The organism is Mariniflexile sp., from assembly GCF_052728615.1.
In genome coordinates, this window is sequence record NZ_JBFVFE010000013.1 from 22,860 (window position 1) to 40,998 (window position 18,139).

Below are 18,139 nucleotides of genomic sequence, written 5' to 3' on the forward strand. Positions count from 1 at the left end.
TTTCAGCATAGAAGCACGAAGAAGGCACAAAATCCACAAAGCAAAAATTATAATTTATTCGACTGCGAAGAAGACGGGTTTCTATTTATAATATCATGTTTGTATAAGGAACGATAGTATGAAACCCTTTGTTCTTAAAATAAGCAGTTGGGTTTTCTTCTGAAGTTACCAAAACAAAATCGCCACCCCACGCCCCGAGGCTTTTTATGGCGCCGTTAAAATCGTTAAACAGAAGATTCTTAATCGGTTCTTGTTTGGTTATTTTTGAGATAATTGATTCGTGTTGCTTCATTAAAAATTCAAAATCTTCTAAAGAAACACAATGAATCATCTTGGAAGTTAAATCGTTTATTTCTGAAATGGCAGAAGCTATATGTCCTTTATTGGCTTTATAATTTGCAATACCATCACGACTGTTTTGCTTTTTGTTTAAATGAACAAAGTACAAATGTTCTTTGAAATTAGGGTTGAAATATACTTCGGTAACATGGGGTTTGCCTTTTTCTAATTGATAGGTTATGGGATGGTTATTTTGTGCACACGCAATATCGTAACCGCTTCCTCCAAAGGTTTTATCCAATAGTTCAAAAGCATTTATATTGGCCCATAGGGAAATGTTATTTATTAACGTAGAAGAAGTCCCCAATCCCCAGTTTTTAGGAAAGGTTAAATGGGTTGAGATTTTAAAACCGCTTTTTTTGCTTAGAAAATCTGGATTCATTGCTTGTGCAACATTCAAAACTTGAATGATTCTTTTTGAAACGTCATTGCGAGGGTTTGAAAAACCCGAAGCAATCTCATCAATAGAAAACGCATCATTAAACCAACAATCCCCATTTTCATCAAAACTTTCCCAAATTATTTTAGGCTCATTTAGAATTTCAATTTCTAACGATTGCCCAAATTTTGTTGGTAACGCCAATGATAAAGCACCATCAAGCACCACATATTCACCTGTAAATAAAAGCTTTCCGTTGCTGTAATGGGTTTCAGGTTTCAGGTTCAAAGTTCAAAAATCGTTAATCGTTAATCTTCAATCGTAAATTTTCAATAGCTTCAACAACGGCACTATGTGTTGCCACATTCGTTTTAAAATATTCTATCAAGGTTAGCTTTTCGGCGTCATTGGCTTCAAACTGATTTAAAATATTCATCAAATGCATTTTCATGTGCCCTTGTTGGATGCCAGTGGTGGTCAGCGAGCGCAAAGCAGCAAAATTTTGCGCCAAACCTGCCACAGCCACAATTTGCATCAACTCTTTTGCGGTTGGATTTTGAAGTAATTCCAACGATAATTTTACCAAGGGATGCAATCCTGTTAAACCGCCAACAGTGCCCAATGCCAACGGAATTTCCATCCAAAAGGTAAATACATCGTTTTCAACTTTGGCGTGCGATAAGCTGCTGTATCTTCCGTTTCGTGAGGCATAGGCATGAACGCCCGCTTCAACAGCCCTAAAGTCGTTGCCCGTTGCTAAAACCACGGCGTCAATACCGTTCATAATACCTTTGTTGTGGGTAACGGCTCTGTAAGGTTCCACTTCGGCAATATGGACTGCTTGAATAAATTTGGCTGCAAATTCTTCTGCCGTAATAGTTATATCTTCATGTAATGCTTCAACCTTGCAACTTACTTCGGCGCGCACCAAACAATCTGGCACGTAGTTGGAAAGGATGCTCATCACTATTTGAATGTTTTTTTCTTCTTCTGAAAACCCATCAAAAGCCAACGCTTGGGTTTTAAACGTTTTTGCAAATTGCTCTAAGCAGGAGTTTATAAAATTGGCGCCCATGGCATCCAATGTTTCAAACGATGCATGCAGTTGGTAGTAGCCTTTTATATCTTGGGTTTTATCGCGTAATTCAATATCCAAAATGCCACCACCCCGTTTTTCCATGTTTTTGGTAATGGGTTTCGCATCATCAATAAGCTGTTGCTTTATGTGTTTGAAAAATTGGTTTAGGGTTTCCTTATTTCCCTGGTACATAAAATGCACTTGCCCAATTTTAGTGGTAGCGATCACTTTGGTTTTAAATCCGCCCCTGTCCATCCAAAATTTTGCGGCATTACTGGCTGCCGCTACTACCGAACTTTCCTCAATGGCCATGGGTATGGTGTGGAATTTTCCGTTTATTAAAAAATTGGGGGCAACACCTAAAGGCAAGTAATAATTGGTAATGGTATTTTCAATAAACTCGTCGTGCAATTGTTGGAGTTTTTCGTTGGTGTTCCAGTATTGTTTTAAAATATTTTTGGTTTCTTTGGCATTGAAAAAGTAGGTTTCAACGATCCAATCAATTTTTTTGGATTTTGATAATTTGGAAAAGCCAGAAATAGAAGCACACATTAATTTTCGATGTTTTAAAACACAAAGATACTATATCTTGATTTTATATAAACCGAACTACATTTAATTGTAAATTTTAAGGGTTTTTTAAAGAATTTTTAGTAAACTTGGAAACTTTTAATAAAACCGCAACGATTGATTGGAATTAGCAAGATTGTATTAATGCTCAAAAGTTACATCCATCAATTTTAGTAGCGTTCAATGACTATAAATTTATGGTAAACTCTACATTAAAACCACATCAAAAAGAATTATTTGGACATCCAATTGGGTTATACGTTTTATTTTTTACAGAAATGTGGGAGCGTTTTTCATATTATGGAATGCGCGCACTTTTAACACTTTATCTAGTTGAAAAAACTACCGCAGAAAATCCTGGTTTAGGCTGGCTAAATTCAGAGTCCATTATGTTATACGGTTGGTACACGATGCTGGTTTATGTTATGTCCATTCCCGGGGGCATGATTGCCGATAAAGTTTTAGGCCAGAAAAAAGCTGTTCTGTATGGAGCACTAACTTTGGTGGCTGGCCATGGTATTTTGGCATTTGATGAAATGTGGGCGTTTTACACAGGTTTAATACTAATTATACTTGGTGTTGGATTGTTAAAACCTAATATATCCACTATGGTAGGAGGTTTATATAAACAAGGTGATATAAGAAGAGATAAAGGCTTTAGTATTTTTTATATTGGAATTAATTTAGGGTCTTTGTTAGCAACTTTCATTGTTGGCTATGTGGGTGAAAAGATAGGTTGGCACTACGGTTTTGGACTTGCAGGTATTGCTATGTTGTTTGGTTTGGTAGTTTATTTATATGGACAAAAGTTTTTGGTTAAAGTTGGTAATAAACCTACAGAGGAAGATAGGAACAATAATGTATCGATAGGGAAGTTGTTTTCTGATTTGTTAAAATCTCCTATTAATCTTGGTATTGTTGGCTTAATAATGGCTTATTCAATTTATGCCGGATATACGTATGAAGGAGTTGATAGTTGGGGCTATACCGCATTATATATTTTCATTGTACTGGTTGCGGGAATTATGATGATGATTTATAAAAATTTAGAATCTCAAGTTTCCAAAGACCGGTATTTGGTATTATTGCTTTCTTTTTTGATCGTTATTGTTTTTTGGGGTGCTTTTGAGCAAGCTGGAGGCTTAATGAGCATTTATACAAAAACAAAAACAGATAGGTTTACCTCTTTATTTAGCATAGATATTTTCTTTTATATAGTTATAGGCATTTTATTTTTAAAAGGCATTTATGAAAAAATCAAAAAGAAGGAATATTATTTGTTTTGGATCATAGGTGCAATTTTAGTCTCTGTTTTGTTTTTCTTCTTAAAGAAATTTATGTTTGTTTCTAATCCTTTTGAAATCCCTGCAACTTGGTTTCAATCTTTAAACGCTGGGTTTATAATCATATTTGCAGTAACGGTAGCGGGATTTTGGGCGGATAGAAAATTAAAAGGAAAAGAAACTTCCTCTTTATTTAAAATGGCAGTTGGAACCATGATAATGGGATTGGGATTTGTCTTCATGATTTTTGCTGCTTCTGAATATAATACTAACGGAAGTTCAGCAATGTATTGGTTGGTTTTAGCCTATTTGTTCCATACCATTGGTGAATTATGTTCTTCTCCAGTAGCACTTTCCTTTATTACTAAATTGGCTCCCGTAAAATATGCGTCGTTAATGATGGGTGTGTATTTTGCCGCAACTGGTTTGGGCAATAAAGTAGCTGGTGTTTTAGGCGAAAAGGCTTCTGAATTTGGTGAATATGCCATTTTTTCTGGAATCACTATTTTTACTGTAATTTTTGGGTTATTGGTAATTTTACTCCTTAAACCGTTAAAGCGATTAACGCATGGTGCTGAAGATAACGAGCGTATGATGCATAATGACGAAACCGAAGGTTTTGAATTAGCGGATAACTAAAATTATTTTTTTAATCATTTTTGTCCGATAAAAGTTATGTCTAACTCTGAAAAACCCCATATTATATGTAGTTCCTACGGGACTGGACTTTGAAGGGGGTTCTGTTTATTTACCTATATTTAATGCCTAACGGCATACTGCCCCAGTGGGGCAAAATACTGGTAATCAGGAGATCGCGACCAAACAAATGTCCCGTAGGGACATAATATGATTTTTAACCGGACAATACGGATTTTTTTAAGTACATGACAAAAATTTATTAACATCAAATTATTAAAAAAAAACTCCTTAAATAATTCCTCCCCCTTTTTCAAGGGGAGAGCGTGTGCCGAATTAATTTCGGTATGCCGATAGGCGGAGGGGTCGACTTAAATAATTTTTTTAATGAAATATCTTTTTTTGTCATGTACTAAACTGATTTTTAATATTACAATTTAAACTATAAAACATGAGTGAAAATTCAACCGACCAATTTTTCAAAAGTACAGTTTTAGGCCATCCATCAGGATTATTCGTATTATTTTTTACCGAAATGTGGGAGCGTTTCTCCTATTATGGAATGCGTGCATTATTGGTGTTGTTTTTAACATCATCGTTACTTGATGAGGGTTGGGGCTGGCCTAGGGAATACGCCATGGCGTTGTTTGGCACTTATACAGGATTGGTTTATTTATCTACTTTACTTGGTGGGTATTTTGCTGATAAAATACTTGGATACAGATGGGCAGTTGTAATAGGAGCTTTATTAATGACGCTAGGCCATGCCTCTATGGCAATGGAATCTTCATTTTTTATTTATTTGGGATTAACACTTCTGGTTTTTGGCAGTGGTTTTTTTAAACCAAATATGACCTCTATAATTTCTGAAATGTATAAGCATAGACAACAGAAAAAGGATGGTGCCTACACTATATTTTATATGGGTGTAAATGCCGGTGCTTTTTTAGGAATTTTACTTTGTGGATATTTAGGAGAAAAAGTAGGTTGGAGTATTGGTTTTGGATTAGCAGGTATTTTTATGTTATTTGGATTGTTGCAATTTTGGTTAGCACAAGATATTTTTGGTGATATTGGATTAAAGCCTACTGAAGCGTCAAAAGCATTACAAGAAAAAGAAGACATTGATAAAAGGAATCCATTTACTTCATGGCAATTGGTTTTGATAGCTTTAAGTGGAGGTATTGGTTTGTTATGGTTGATTAATTCGCCTGCATCAAAAATAACGGAAGGAACTTTTAACCTTTTTGATTTTCAGGTTTTTGGATTGGATGGAAATAATTTCATGATTATTTTGGCTTTAATTTTATTTCTGTTTTTATTGGGGTATCGCTTAACCCAGTATTCTCAAATAACCAAACAAAAACTTATTGCGGTTACTTTTTTTGCTTTTCTTACCATCTTCTTTTGGGCTGTTTTTGAGCAATCTCCAGGAACATTAACAATTTTTGCAAAAGATTATACAAATAGGGTTTTAACTGGTAATGCAGGATTGATTTACTTGATAGTAAATTCGTTAATGGCAATAATTCCATTAGTGATTATTAATTGGGTCATGTTTATATTGTTTAAGCAAACCTTTAAAAAATATGGATTATCAAATATTGTTCTATCTGTAAGTTTTGTAATTGTTTGGATTATTACTATTTGGATGCTTTTAAGGGATTTTTATGGAGCGGGGTATTTAGAATTATCGGATAGCACCTTAGAATCTCTAAAATTTGATAAGACCACCACGCCATTAACAGAGGTGCCTGCTTCGTGGTTTGGTGTTTTGAATTCTTTATTTATTATAATATTTGCACCATTATTTTCTAAAATATGGGAAAGCAAATACAATCCTTCTGCAAATGTTAAATACGGAATGGGGATGTTTTTATTGGGCCTGGGCATGGCTTGTGTCGCTTTTGGATCTAGTGGCATAGAAAATGGTGCCAAAACAGCGTCAGTAAGTATAATATGGTTGGTATTGGTTTATCTATTTCACACATTAGGAGAATTATGTGTGTCTCCTGTAGGTTTGTCGTATGTAAGCAAATTGGTTCCAGCAAGAATGATAGCTTTTATGTTTGGTGTTTGGAATTTAGCAATCGCTATTGGCATGAAATTGGCAGGAATGTTTGGTGAAAACGTCGATAGGATTGCCAATGAAAATGGGATTAGTTATTTCTTTTGGATGTTAACAATAGTTTCAGTTTCACTTGGTGTCGTTTCAATAATTTTTCAACCCGTTATTAAAAAACTCATGCACGGTATCCGTTAATCTAAAATAAAGTTAAAAAAAATTCAAAATATTCATTGTTTGTAACATTTTTTGTAAGTTCGGCACCAGTTTTGCAACATACTGGATCATGAAGGCCCATAATGGGCATTTCACAAAAATGGATTAACGCAGACCAACATAAATATATATAAATTAAAATGTTGGTTAAAATTTATATGGATGAAGAAAGTAGTTTTTATATTAGCTATAGCTGTTATAACCTCGGTTAACAGTTTTGCACAAGAAATCAATTGGGTAACGCTTGAAAAGGCGATAGAACTTCAAAAGAAGAACCCCAAAAAAATTATGATGGATGTTTATACCAATTGGTGCGGGCCTTGTAAAATGTTGGATAAAAACACGTTCCAAAACCCAGATGTGGCAAACTATGTGAATGCCAATTATTACGCGGTAAAGTTTAATGCCGAAGGGAATGAAAAAATCAATTACAAAGGGAAAACATTTTCAAACCCTAGTTATAACCCAGAAATGGCAAGCAGACGTAATTCATCGCACGAATTGTCCCAGTTCTTACAAATCCAAGCATATCCAACCATTGTTTTTATGGATGAAAAAGGAGATGTAATTGCGCCCATAACAGGTTATCAGACACCTCCGCAATTGGAATTGTATTTAAAAATGTTTAAGGCAAATGAACATACCGGTTTAGATACCCAAGAAAAGTTCAATACCTATTATACGGCTTTTAAACCTAAGTTTAAGGGTTAAATAAAACTTAAAATTGTCAGGTTGATCGCAGTCGAAACCTAAATAATTTAAAATCAATACTTAATAACAAAAGCTCCTTTTTTACTGGTTTGGTAAAAAGGGAGTTTTCGTTTTTTACAAATGGTTGCCCAATGTTCCATATACGATTTATAATTACTGCCATCGGCAATGATGTATTTTGGTTTTATGGAATCTATCAATCTATTCAAATTTATTTTTGGCGATTGCCGCAATAAAACATAATCGGGTTCGAACGATTTTATGTTGTATATGCCCAAACTATCAATCACCAATATCTTTTTATTGTTAAGCAAATAAACCGATTGAAGAGAGCCTTTTTCAATGGTTTTAATATGATTCCCAACAGTGTAATCTTTAATGATTTTATTTTTTGCTTCAGTAATGCTATCAAAATCTGATGCTACGGTAATTTTATTATTGGAAGTGTTTCCCAAAAGGGAATGCCTGCTTTTATGGAACACAATAAATTCGTTTTCAGGTTTTTTATAAGCCGTGTAAATAATAGCGAACTGCCCAACTACAATGGCGATTAAAAATAATTTTAAAGCAGCATGATTCCGTTTTATATAAAGATGAATAAGCGCCATTATAAAAATGTATGAAACCAAAACATATAACAAGTTAAACGGAATATCCTTAAATAGAAATGATTCCTGTTTTGAAATCCACCCAATAAATAGATTCATGAAACTGATAATATATCCGTAAATAGTTGCTATAAATTGAGGAAGAATATTCAATATTGCCAGCAAGATCAGGAATATTCCATAGCCTAGAATAATGCCCAAAAGTGGTATGATAACCAAATTCGACAGAAAAAATAAACCTGGAAACTGATGAAAATAATACAGGCTAAGTGGAATAATACCAAATTGCGCCGACACGGTAACTGTAAGTGTATGCCATAATTTATCGGGCAGCCAATATTTGGGGTGCCATAATTTATATAACAATGGATCGATGGCGACAATGGCAAAAACCGCCAAATAACTTAATTGAAACCCCACATCAAACAAAAACAGGGGTTTAAAAAGCAGTATAGCAAACATGGATATAGCAAGGGTGTTATAAATATTGGTGGGCCTTTTTAAATTCATGGCAATGGCAACAATGCTAAACATGGTTACGGCTCTGGTTACCGAAGCTGAAAGACCTGCAATAATGGCAAAACTCCACAAAATCGTTACAAGCACAACAGTTTTTATAAGGATGCCCTGTTTAATGCGCTCTATGGGTTTTAAAATATATTGTAAAAGCAATAATATAATACCAATGTGCAACCCGGAAATCGCTAAAATATGAATCGCCCCGGCATGGGTATAACTGGTGTAAACTTCCTCGCTAATATCCTGCCGTTGCCCCAATAAAAGGGCGTTTATAATAGCCAGTTCATCAGGTTTGAAATGATATAGTTTTAGTTTTTGGTTAATGTGGTTTCTAATGTTATCGGCTGTTCCAAAGAGGGTTGTGTGCTGGGAATCAACTTTAAAAAGTGATTGCTTTGGGGTAAATATTTGATGGTAAATATATTTTTTTTCTAAATAGGTTTTATAATCAAATTGATTGGGGTTTAGCGGATGGATTAAATCTTTAAAGCCTGTTTTAACAATGTAAATGTCATCCACTTTTAAAATCGTTTGCAATGGGGCTTTTTGTATGTTCAATAACGATTTTCCCAGGATGTTTACATGGTCAATTTCCAATAAATCAATCACATATTTTTCATAATAATCACCTGGTTTTAAAACTTCGCGAATCCTAAAAGTGATGGTTTTTATCGAATCTTTTTCTTTTGAAAGTTGATGGGTGTAATGTTTGGGATTGTTTTTTTCGTTATGAAGATTGGTTACCAAAATGCCAACCAAAACCATGGTAATAAAGGTTAAAGCACCAAACCAAATGGTTTTTATGAATTGCTTTCTTGCAAAGAGATATGAGATACTTAACAAAACGAGACACAAGCCCGTTGCATACAAACTTGTATTTAAAGATACATTATAGAAATACCCAATTAGGATGCCTATTATGAGGCAAAAAGTCAATTTGATGATGGTGAAATTGAGTAGTTTCATAATACCGATTTATGATTTTTCATGGCACAACAACTCTGATTTTATAAATCGAAAATCATATTAATTTTTTTTTAAAATATTTGTTTTAAATTTATGTAAAAATTCTACAGCTGTTTGTGGTTCATTTAAACTTATTTAGAAAATATAGTTATTTGCTTCTTTTTTTTCTCGTGTCGCATAGTAATGTGAACGCCCAAACGCCCAAATACCCCAATGTTAAAGTTAATGATGATGTTTTGGTCCAAAACATTATGGGCACTGCCAGCACCACCAGAAATATTGATATCGATAAAAATGGTTTTATATACATAGTCTTTAAAAACAAAACAGGCATTTGGGTGGCGAAAAGTGTGGATAATGGCCAGAGTTATTTGCCCAATGTTCGAGTTAGTGATGGCGGTTTGGTGGTCCCGGAAATTATAGTAAATGATGCTGGGACCGTTTTTGTTGCATGGGTCGATTATGTGGCGAATGTAGTTTTGTTGTCATCAAGTATCGATGGCGGATTGAGCTTTAGTACACCAAAAGCTATTGGAAAATCCAGTGTGCCAAGAGATCGAGGATTAGACGCTTCCATTCCGTTAACTGTTCATATGGCCAGTGTTGGAGAACGGCTTTATATTGTTACCAAGGAAGGCGAATTTGTTTATTTCAATTTAAATGGTGGTCTGGGCGACTTTACCCAAATTGAAACAAGACATATATTTGTGTACGCAGACATTTTAATTGATAAAACAGGACGTGCATTTTTGCTCGCCGATGACCCTGAACTTTATATGTATAGGATTGATGAAGAAGTTAAGCGTTTAAGGATTATAAAACTGATCCCTCCAGGGAGGGTGTATTATTCCAGTTATTCGATGAGTGATGGGCCTTGTGGAACGTTTGTTTTTGTTGGTGGCAATGGTGCGCCCTTCCCCGGAAGTAAAGGGTTTAAAATAGATGCCAATACAGGTGATACCAGCGCCATTGAATTAGGTTTGCTTTCTACAGGTTTAGAGGCACGGGTGCTTTATGCAGACGCAGAAGGCACATTGATAGATGGCTATAAAAATGAAAACAACGAGCTAATGATCAACATCAGCTTTAGTCAAGGGCAATATTTTGAAACAACCATTGTGGTTGCCAAAGGCGAAACCCATAGTATTAGTAGAAACCCGATAACGGATGATATTGTAGTGGTTTATTCAAGTGGTGGCAATATTTTTACCACGGTTTATGAAAGCTCCCTGAAAAAAATTGAGTTGGTGGAACCTGTGCCTAAATTATCTTATTGTAAAGGTGCCAGTTTTGATTTAGATTTCACATTAAATAAAAATTTTAATACGCCTAAAAATTTTACAGTAGTATTAAGTGATGCATCTGGAAGCTTTGCCAACTCTAAAGAAATAGGAACTATTGTAACCGATTCCAACGGTTTGGTAAATGTGGTTTTGCCAGATGATTTACCGCCAAGCGAATCCTATAAAATAAAGATGTTATCTGAATCAGATTGTGTTGAAAGTAATTTTATAGCTATTGAAATTGGCGTCGTTTCCGTAATAGATGCATTGCCGACTTTAAATCTAAATGATATTTATATTGCTTGTCTGGATGAAAAAGGCATCATAATAGATGGGTTCCCAGTAATAGCAACCAACATTTCAGTAACCGAGTATAATTTTGAATGGAAACGGGATGATGCTGTTTTATCAAATGAAACCAACTCCAGTATAACCGCAGAAATTCCAGGTATTTATGAGGTGACTGTTATAAATAAGATTTCTAATTGTTCCGTTTCGCAAGCTACAAAAATATATATTGGAGAACCCCCAATCGTAAAGGCCGAAAGTGTGTCTGAAAATTTTGCCAGAAATCAAATCGTCCACGTTTTGGCAGAAGGTTTAGGGGAATATGAATACAACATCGATAACGGTATTTGGCAAGATGGAACTGAGTTCATTAATTTAAGTGCTGGAGAGCATCGTGTTGGCGCAAGGGATAAACAGGGCTGTGGGGAAAATTATGCTACGGTGCTCGTAATTGGATATCCCGCTTTTTTCACACCGAATGGCGACGGTTTTAATGAAACATGGAATGTTTTTGCGTTGAAGCAACAAAATGCAAGTATTTCAATCTTCGATCGTTATGGTAAATTATTAAAACAAATTGAGACTTCTGGAGAGGGATGGGACGGCACCAGTTCGGGAAACAAAATGCCTACGAACGATTATTGGTTTAAATTGGAATACAGCGATATTAATACACAAGAACCAAAAACATTTGTATCGCACTTTACTTTAAAACGATAATGAGTTGTCAGCTTGAGCGTATCGATAGCGTCAATCAAACCATTGTATCCATTTATGCGGTATTATAAAACCTTCCTCACTTCTTCAAAAGCATCTTTCCAATATGATTCGTTTAACGAAGAAATGATAACTCCTTGACTTGTGGTGGCATGGATAAACAGAATGGCGTTATCCTCAATGTCTACCACCAAGCCCACGTGATTGATGTCGTTTCGTCGGTTTCTGGTTTTAAAAAACAATAAATCGCCTGTTTGTGTTTCTTTCAATGAAATTTTATCGCCTCGTTTCGCCATGTCCCTTGATATTCTTGGCAATATCACATCAAACGCCCTAAACGATTCAAAAACCAATCCAGAACAATCCATCCCTTCTCTGGTGGCGCCACCAAATTTATATTTTACGCCGCTAAACTGTTTGGCATAATCTATAATATCATCTGCTTTTGAATTGCCGGAAATTTTTCTGATAGGTTCAGCATCCAAGTTTAAATCATTGGGATTGGTATCGAAATTTTCGCTATCGGTTGTTCGTTTTGAGATGATGGTTTTAGAGGCATTCCCTTTTTTGACCACAATTTTTTTTGAGGATTTGCAACTGGTTAAACAAAAGGCGGTTAAAAGTAGAATGGTTATAATTTTTTTCAAGAACATTACGATGCTTTAATGGATTTATAAATTAATTGGGCTGTTTTTTCGCTGGCACCTCTACCTCCTAAAACCTTTTCCAATTGGTAATACTGAATGAATATTCTAGAACGTTCTTTTTCATCTAAAATTATTTCAAGTTCTTTTTTAAGTCTTTTTTTGTTGAAATCATTTTGGATAAGCTCGGTAACTACTTCTTTATCCATAATTAAATTAACCAGCGAAATAAATTTTAAAGTGATGATCCGCTTAGCGATTAGGTAAGAAATAGCACTTCCTTTATAGCAAACCACCTGTGGCACTTTAAAGAGGGCGGTTTCTAAAGTGGCAGTCCCCGAAGTTACCAATGCAGCATACGAAACGCTCAATAAATCATAGGTTTTATTGGAAATGAATTTTACGTTGTTCTGTTTTATAAAAGGCTCGTAAAAACGGTACTCCTGACTTGGAGCACCTGCAATAACAAATTGATAGTTGGGAAAATCATCCACCAAGCTCAGCATCACGGAAAGCATTTTTGTAATTTCCTGTTTCCGGCTTCCCGGTAACAAGGCTATTATTGGTTTTTCGCTCAATTCGTTTTCCGTCCTAAATTTTTTTTCGCCCACTTGGTCTCTGCTCAAAATCGCATCAATTAATGGATGCCCCACAAAGGTCACTTTATAATCATACTTTTTATAAAAGGCCTCAACAAAAGGCAATATCACGTACATGGCATCAATATCGCGCTTTATGGCTTTTATTCTGCCAGCTCTTGATGCCCAAACTTGTGGGGAAATATAATAATTTGTTCTAAAATTCTGTTGTTTTGCCCATTTCGCTATGCGCAGATTAAAACCGGAATTATCAATAAAAATAATGGCATCGGGGTTAAACTCTTTGATATCGCTCTTACAAAAAGCCATGTCTTTAAATATAGTGGAAAAGTTCATGATCACTTCAGTAAAACCCATAAAGGCACGTTCTTTATAGTGTTTTACCAGTGTACCGTCAACAGCTTGCATAAGGTCGCCTCCCCAAAACCTAAAATTGGCATGTACATCTACTTTTTGCAATGCTTTCATAAGGTTCGAGCCATGTAAATCGCCCGAGGCTTCTCCTGCAATAATGTAATACTTCATTTTTCGTTGTCAGGTCGAGCGCAGTCGAGACCTATTTTTATAAAAACCTCTCGCAAGCTGCGCTTTTATCTTCAAATAAAAATATATTTTCATTTTCGATAATGCTCGAGGACACATGCAATCATTAAAAAACCTTAAATAAAAAGGTAAATACCGCAATGAATACCGTTATCAACAATACCCCGCGTGCGCGATAATCTTGTCGTTTTCTAATAAATATAAAGAATACCACTAAGTTTAATATAGCTCCTAAACTAATAAGTTTGCCTAAAAAATCTTCTTTAGCGGCTGCTTTTATAACCGTAATGAAATTTTCGCCTTGCCCCAATAAAGTTGCCGTTAAAATTAAACCGATGCTATTTGCGATTAAACCCACAAGCATGCCTATAATAATATTTTCTTTCATCTGTTTATATTTATTGTTTTTTAAAGGTCAGATGGAACGCCTTGGCAATCATTTTTTATCCGAATAAATTTTAATCATAAGCGTTTCATTTATTATTCTGAATTTGTTTAATCCTCATTCAAATTCCAAGCATTTAAGTTTTGGATATAATGGTGTGCTGTTAAATCAAATTGGATAGGCACTATAGAAACATAGCCGTTTTCCAGCGCCCACTCATCGGTATCTTCACCTCCATCTAAGTTAACAAATTTTCCGGTAAGCCAATAATAATCCCTTCCCTGTGGATTTTTTCGTTTATCAAATTCTTCCACCCAATTGGCTTTCGCTTGTCGGCAAACCTTAATGCCTTTAATTTTTTCTTTTGAAATATTGGGAATATTTACGTTTAAAATCACACCGTTTGGCAAACCATGTTTTAAAACGTTTTCGGTAATGGTTTTTACGTAGTGTTTACAAGCTTCAAAATTGGCTTTCCAAGTGTAATCCAATAGCGAAAACCCAATGGCGGGAATCCCTTCAATGCCAGCTTCAATAGCGGCACTCATGGTTCCGGAATATATAACATTGATAGAGGAATTAGAGCCATGATTGATACCGGAAACACACAGGTCCGGCATTCTGTCAAGTTTTTCCCGTATGGCAAGTTTAACGCAATCGGCAGGGGTGCCAGAGCAACTGTATTCTGTTTGAGGGCCTTCATCAATAAAAATTTGCTCCACATACAGCATGGAATCCAAGGTTATGGCGTGTCCCATGCCACTTTGCGGGCTATCGGGGGCTACCACTACCACATCGCCAATGGTGGTCATCACACTAATTAAAGTCCTGATACCCGGGGCATTGATGCCATCATCATTTGTTACTAATATCAGTGGTTTCGGTGTCATTACAGTTCCCAAAATAATACCGCTAAAATACATAATTTATGTAGGAAATGGGATAATTATTCAGTTTAACAAAAAATTAGTAGCGCAATCTATTTATTGGCATGGTTTTTTCTCTATTTTAGTAAAAAAAAAGAAGGCATTTTTGGAGCCTCTGATAAATAACAGATGAAAAAAATTATGAAGAGGAATTATAAAGTTTTATTGTTATCGTTACTGCTTGCATTTGCATCGTGCAGTTTTACAACAAAAAAATTCAGCAATCCTGATAAAGATAAATTACTGATACAGGTAATTACTTTTGTGTTGGAGCAAGGGCATTTTGACCCCGTTCTTTTGGATGATACGTTTTCGGCCAAATTATTTAAAGACTATCTTGAAATAGTCGATCCGGTAAAACGTTATTTCTACGAGTCTGATTTTAAAGATTTTGAAAAGTTCAAATTAAGTATTGATGATCAGTTAAGAGCGACCGACATTACTTTTTTTAATGTGGTGCATGAGCGTATGCTAAAACGTATTGCCGAAGCTCAAGAAATTTATAAGGAAGTGCTTTCAGAGCCCTTTGATTACACCATAGATGAGACTTTCGACACGAATTATGAGAATATTGGATTTGTGAAGAATAAAAGGGAAATGACAGAGCGTTGGAGAAAACAACTTAAATTTTCGACACTTTCCAATTATGATGACTTGATGGCAGAAGAGGAGTCCATGAAAAAGAAAGACCCCGCCTATGTTATGAAGTCAGAAAAAGATATTGAAAAAGAAGCCCGCGAGTCTACTTTAAAGTCCATCGACGTTTATTTTAATGATAATATTGACGATTTACAACGGGAAGACTGGTTTGCCATATATGTAAACACCATTGTTGAAGAATTTGACCCACATACCTATTATTTAGCACCTAGAAATAAGGAAGACTTCGATCAGCGTATGTCTGGTAAATTGGAAGGTATTGGTGCCAGATTGCAGAAAAGAATGGACTATATTAAAATAGTGGAGCTTATCTCCGGCGGTCCAGCTTGGAGGTGTAAAGAGTTGGAAGTTGAAGATGTTATTTTAAAAGTGAAGCAAGAAAATGAGGAGTTTCCGGTAAATATCGTTGGTATGCGTATTAATGACGCCATAAAATATATAAAAGGCCCTAAAGGAACCAAAGTAACCCTGACCATTAAAAAAGTAGATGGTACCACTAGAGACATCACTATTACCAGGGATGTTGTGGAATTGGTTGAAACTTATGCAAAATCTTCGGTGGTAAAAAAAGATGGGATGACTTTTGGTGTTATTGATTTGCCTTCTTTTTATGTGGATTTTGAAGATTATAAAAACATCAATGCCGCCAAAGATGTAAAAGCCGAAATTGAGCATTTAAAGGCAGAAGGAATAGAAGGTTTAGTGCTGGATTTACGTAATAATGGCGGTGGCTCGTTACCAACCGTGGTAGAAATGGCAGGATTGTTCATTAAAGATGGTCCTATTGTGCAAGTGCGCTCCACCGGCGAAAACAAAGAGGTTTTAAGAGATAAGGACAAATCCATTTCATGGGATGGTCCCTTGGTTATTTTGGTAAATGAAATATCGGCATCGGCTTCCGAAATTATGGCAGCAGCAATGCAGGATTATAAACGAGCTATAATTATTGGTGGTAAGCAAACCTACGGAAAAGGCACGGTTCAAAACGTTATAAACCTAAACAACATGCTAAGGAACAATACCAGTGGCGACTTAGGAGCTTTGGCCTTGACTACCCAAAAGTATTATAGAATCAATGGAGGCTCGGTACAGTTGGAAGGTGTTAAAAGTGATGTAAATGTGCCAGGGCGCTTTAGTTTTATTGAAGTAGGAGAAAAGGACAAGGACAACCCATTGCCGTGGGATGAAATTGATGCCGCAGATTTTACACCATGGGAATATTATTTTGATTATAATGCCACTATTAAAAAAAGTAAGGAACGCATAAGTAACAATGCGCAGTTAAAGCTTATAGAAGACAATGCAAAGTGGGTAAAAAGCAAAATTGACGAAACGGTGGTATCATTGAATTATGAAAAATATAAAGCAGCTTTAGAGATGAATGAAGATGAAGCGAAACGTTTTGATGCCCTTACAAAATACACAACCAATTTAACGTTCGACTCGACATCTTTTGAAAAATCGTTGTTCACTAAAGATACAACCGATTTAAAAGAAAAACGTACACGTTGGCACGAAAGTTTAAGTCAGGATATTTATGTGGATGAAGCCATCAATGTACTGGAAGATTTAAAAATGTCGTACCCTGTTAAGAAGGTGGCAGCTGCTGTAAAAAATTAAGTTTATTTATGGGTCATAAATCAAGCTCATTAAAACAATTGGCGCTCCAAAAGTTTAAAAAGAACTTTTGGGGCGTTTTTAGTTTTTGTTTTATCGTTTTAGTTGGGCTGGTTTCGGTGTTTGCCTATGTTTTTGCCCCCGATAATTCGCAATATGCCAATCAAATGCATTTGTCCATCCATTCAAAAAAACCGGGTTTTAAAGTCTTGATGCTTACCATTCCATCGCAGTTGGAAACCAATCAAAGTGGATTTGATAAAGTGTTCTTTGGAAAAAAAAATACGGATACCGAAATCCCAATTTCAGAATTTAAGGTAAAAGGCGATACTTTAACCTATAAAGAATATGCTTCCGATGGATTGGAAGGCGTTGAAAAAGCCATGTCGTTACAACCCTTTCCAAACAGTTCAGCAAACCAATACATACAAGAAAAAACGTTTCTTTTTGGTACGGACAAATACGGAAGGGATTTGCTGAGTCGCGTTTTGGTGGGTGCCAGAATATCCTTTTTTATAGGGTTTGTGGCCGTTTTTATATCCTTGATCATTGGGGTTTTTATGGGTAGCATCGCGGGCTATTTTGGTGGTAAGGTAGATAACATGATCATGTGGATCATTAATGTTACATGGTCCATTCCCACGTTATTATTGGTAATTGCCATTACCTTGGCTTTAGGAAAAGGATTTTGGCAAGTATTTATAGCAGTGGGGCTCACCATGTGGGTTGAGGTAGCTAGAGTAGTGCGCGGACAAATAATCAGTACCAAAGAAATGCAGTATGTTACTGCGGCCAGAGCCTTGGGTTTTAACGATTATAGAATTATTGCCAAACATATTTTGCCCAATATTATGGCACCGGTCATTGTAATTTCGGCGGCAAATTTTGCGGCAGCCATTTTAATTGAAAGCGGACTTAGTTTTTTGGGTATTGGTGCGCAACCTCCCATGGCAAGTTGGGGCGCTATGATTAAAGACCATTACAATTATATTATTTTAGGAAAACCCTATTTAGCCATTATTCCGGGGCTTGGCATCATGAGTTTGGTCATGGCATTTATGCTTATAGGCAATGCCTTGCGCGATGCTCTGGATGTGAAGAATTAAT

At 35.7% G+C, this 18,139-nt stretch carries 13 protein-coding genes; 6 read left to right on the forward strand and 7 right to left on the reverse strand.

Features of this window, described 5'->3' with window-relative positions:
• Positions 1-85 precede the first annotated feature (85 nt).
• Both ACU1LP_RS07210 and ACU1LP_RS07215 read right to left on the reverse strand, forming a co-directional pair.
• Positions 86-1,006: a GYDIA family GHMP kinase gene (locus tag ACU1LP_RS07210; protein WP_445733392.1), complete on the reverse strand. Its 921-nt coding sequence runs from the start codon at positions 1,004-1,006 to the stop codon at positions 86-88.
• A 13-nt stretch (positions 1,007-1,019) separates the two neighbouring features.
• Positions 1,020-2,348: a hydroxymethylglutaryl-CoA reductase, degradative gene (locus tag ACU1LP_RS07215; RefSeq protein ID WP_445731754.1), complete on the reverse strand. Its 1,329-nt coding sequence runs from the start codon at positions 2,346-2,348 to the stop codon at positions 1,020-1,022.
• A gap of 215 nt (positions 2,349-2,563) precedes the next feature.
• On the opposite strand from ACU1LP_RS07215, the gene ACU1LP_RS07220 reads away from it, so the two are divergent.
• The 3 genes from ACU1LP_RS07220 to ACU1LP_RS07230 all read left to right on the forward strand — a co-directional run bounded on the left by ACU1LP_RS07220 (position 2,564) and on the right by ACU1LP_RS07230 (position 7,277).
• Positions 2,564-4,288, forward strand: coding sequence for a peptide MFS transporter (locus ACU1LP_RS07220; protein ID WP_445733393.1), 1,725 nt, complete (start codon positions 2,564-2,566; stop codon positions 4,286-4,288).
• Positions 4,289-4,736: 448 nt separating this feature from the next.
• Positions 4,737-6,548 carry a peptide MFS transporter gene (locus ACU1LP_RS07225; protein WP_445731756.1) on the forward strand — a complete coding sequence of 604 codons (1,812 nt, stop codon included), beginning with the start codon at positions 4,737-4,739 and terminating at the stop codon, positions 6,546-6,548.
• Between the two features lie 180 nt (positions 6,549-6,728).
• Complete coding sequence (locus tag ACU1LP_RS07230) at positions 6,729-7,277, forward strand: thioredoxin family protein (protein ID WP_445733394.1); 549 nt, start codon at positions 6,729-6,731, stop codon at positions 7,275-7,277.
• Between the two features lie 53 nt (positions 7,278-7,330).
• Here ACU1LP_RS07230 and ACU1LP_RS07235 read toward each other — a convergent pair whose 3' ends face one another.
• Positions 7,331-9,370 carry a ComEC/Rec2 family competence protein gene (locus tag ACU1LP_RS07235; RefSeq protein ID WP_445733395.1) on the reverse strand — a complete coding sequence of 680 codons (2,040 nt, stop codon included), beginning with the start codon at positions 9,368-9,370 and terminating at the stop codon, positions 7,331-7,333.
• Positions 9,371-9,522: 152 nt separating this feature from the next.
• Here ACU1LP_RS07235 and ACU1LP_RS07240 point away from each other — a divergent pair, with 152 nt between their 5' ends.
• On the forward strand, positions 9,523-11,661 hold the full coding sequence (locus ACU1LP_RS07240) for a T9SS type B sorting domain-containing protein (protein WP_445733396.1): 2,139 nt from the start codon (positions 9,523-9,525) through the stop codon (positions 11,659-11,661).
• Between the two features lie 62 nt (positions 11,662-11,723).
• On the opposite strand, the gene ACU1LP_RS07245 is transcribed toward ACU1LP_RS07240, so the two are convergent.
• From ACU1LP_RS07245 to surE, 4 genes are all read right to left on the reverse strand, one after another.
• A complete protein-coding gene (locus ACU1LP_RS07245) occupies positions 11,724-12,305 on the reverse strand; it encodes a C40 family peptidase (protein WP_445731760.1) in 582 nt (193 codons plus the stop codon).
• 5 nt (positions 12,306-12,310) lie between these two features.
• Complete coding sequence (lpxB, locus tag ACU1LP_RS07250) at positions 12,311-13,426, reverse strand: lipid-A-disaccharide synthase (protein ID WP_445731761.1); 1,116 nt, start codon at positions 13,424-13,426, stop codon at positions 12,311-12,313.
• Positions 13,427-13,550: 124 nt separating this feature from the next.
• Positions 13,551-13,832 (reverse strand): hypothetical protein, encoded by a 282-nt coding sequence (locus tag ACU1LP_RS07255; protein ID WP_445731762.1) that lies wholly within the window; start codon positions 13,830-13,832, stop codon positions 13,551-13,553.
• 107 nt (positions 13,833-13,939) lie between these two features.
• Complete coding sequence (gene surE, locus ACU1LP_RS07260; RefSeq protein ID WP_445733403.1) at positions 13,940-14,719, reverse strand: 5'/3'-nucleotidase SurE; 780 nt, start codon at positions 14,717-14,719, stop codon at positions 13,940-13,942.
• A gap of 177 nt (positions 14,720-14,896) precedes the next feature.
• Here surE and ACU1LP_RS07265 point away from each other — a divergent pair, with 177 nt between their 5' ends.
• Positions 14,897-17,035 (forward strand): carboxy terminal-processing peptidase, encoded by a 2,139-nt coding sequence (locus tag ACU1LP_RS07265; RefSeq protein ID WP_445733404.1) that lies wholly within the window; start codon positions 14,897-14,899, stop codon positions 17,033-17,035.
• A gap of 8 nt (positions 17,036-17,043) precedes the next feature.
• A complete protein-coding gene (locus ACU1LP_RS07270) occupies positions 17,044-18,138 on the forward strand; it encodes an ABC transporter permease (RefSeq protein WP_445733397.1) in 1,095 nt (364 codons plus the stop codon).
• The last annotated feature ends 1 nt before the right edge of the window (position 18,139 follow it).

Excerpts from the sequence above, each read along its gene's own strand:
- ACU1LP_RS07215 (WP_445731754.1), bottom strand. The coding sequence starts at position 2,348 with ATGTGTGCTTCTATTTCTGGCTTTTCCAAATTATCAAAATCCAAAAAA.
- ACU1LP_RS07220 (WP_445733393.1), top strand. The coding sequence starts at position 2,564 with ATGGTAAACTCTACATTAAAACCACATCAAAAAGAATTATTTGGACAT.
- ACU1LP_RS07225 (WP_445731756.1), top strand. The coding sequence starts at position 4,737 with ATGAGTGAAAATTCAACCGACCAATTTTTCAAAAGTACAGTTTTAGGC.
- ACU1LP_RS07230 (WP_445733394.1), top strand. The coding sequence starts at position 6,729 with ATGAAGAAAGTAGTTTTTATATTAGCTATAGCTGTTATAACCTCGGTT.
- ACU1LP_RS07235 (WP_445733395.1), bottom strand. The coding sequence starts at position 9,370 with ATGAAACTACTCAATTTCACCATCATCAAATTGACTTTTTGCCTCATA.
- lpxB (WP_445731761.1), bottom strand. The coding sequence starts at position 13,426 with ATGAAGTATTACATTATTGCAGGAGAAGCCTCGGGCGATTTACATGGC.
- ACU1LP_RS07255 (WP_445731762.1), bottom strand. The coding sequence starts at position 13,832 with ATGAAAGAAAATATTATTATAGGCATGCTTGTGGGTTTAATCGCAAAT.
- surE (WP_445733403.1), bottom strand. The coding sequence starts at position 14,719 with ATGACACCGAAACCACTGATATTAGTAACAAATGATGATGGCATCAAT.
- ACU1LP_RS07265 (WP_445733404.1), top strand. The coding sequence starts at position 14,897 with ATGAAGAGGAATTATAAAGTTTTATTGTTATCGTTACTGCTTGCATTT.
- ACU1LP_RS07270 (WP_445733397.1), top strand. The coding sequence starts at position 17,044 with ATGGGTCATAAATCAAGCTCATTAAAACAATTGGCGCTCCAAAAGTTT.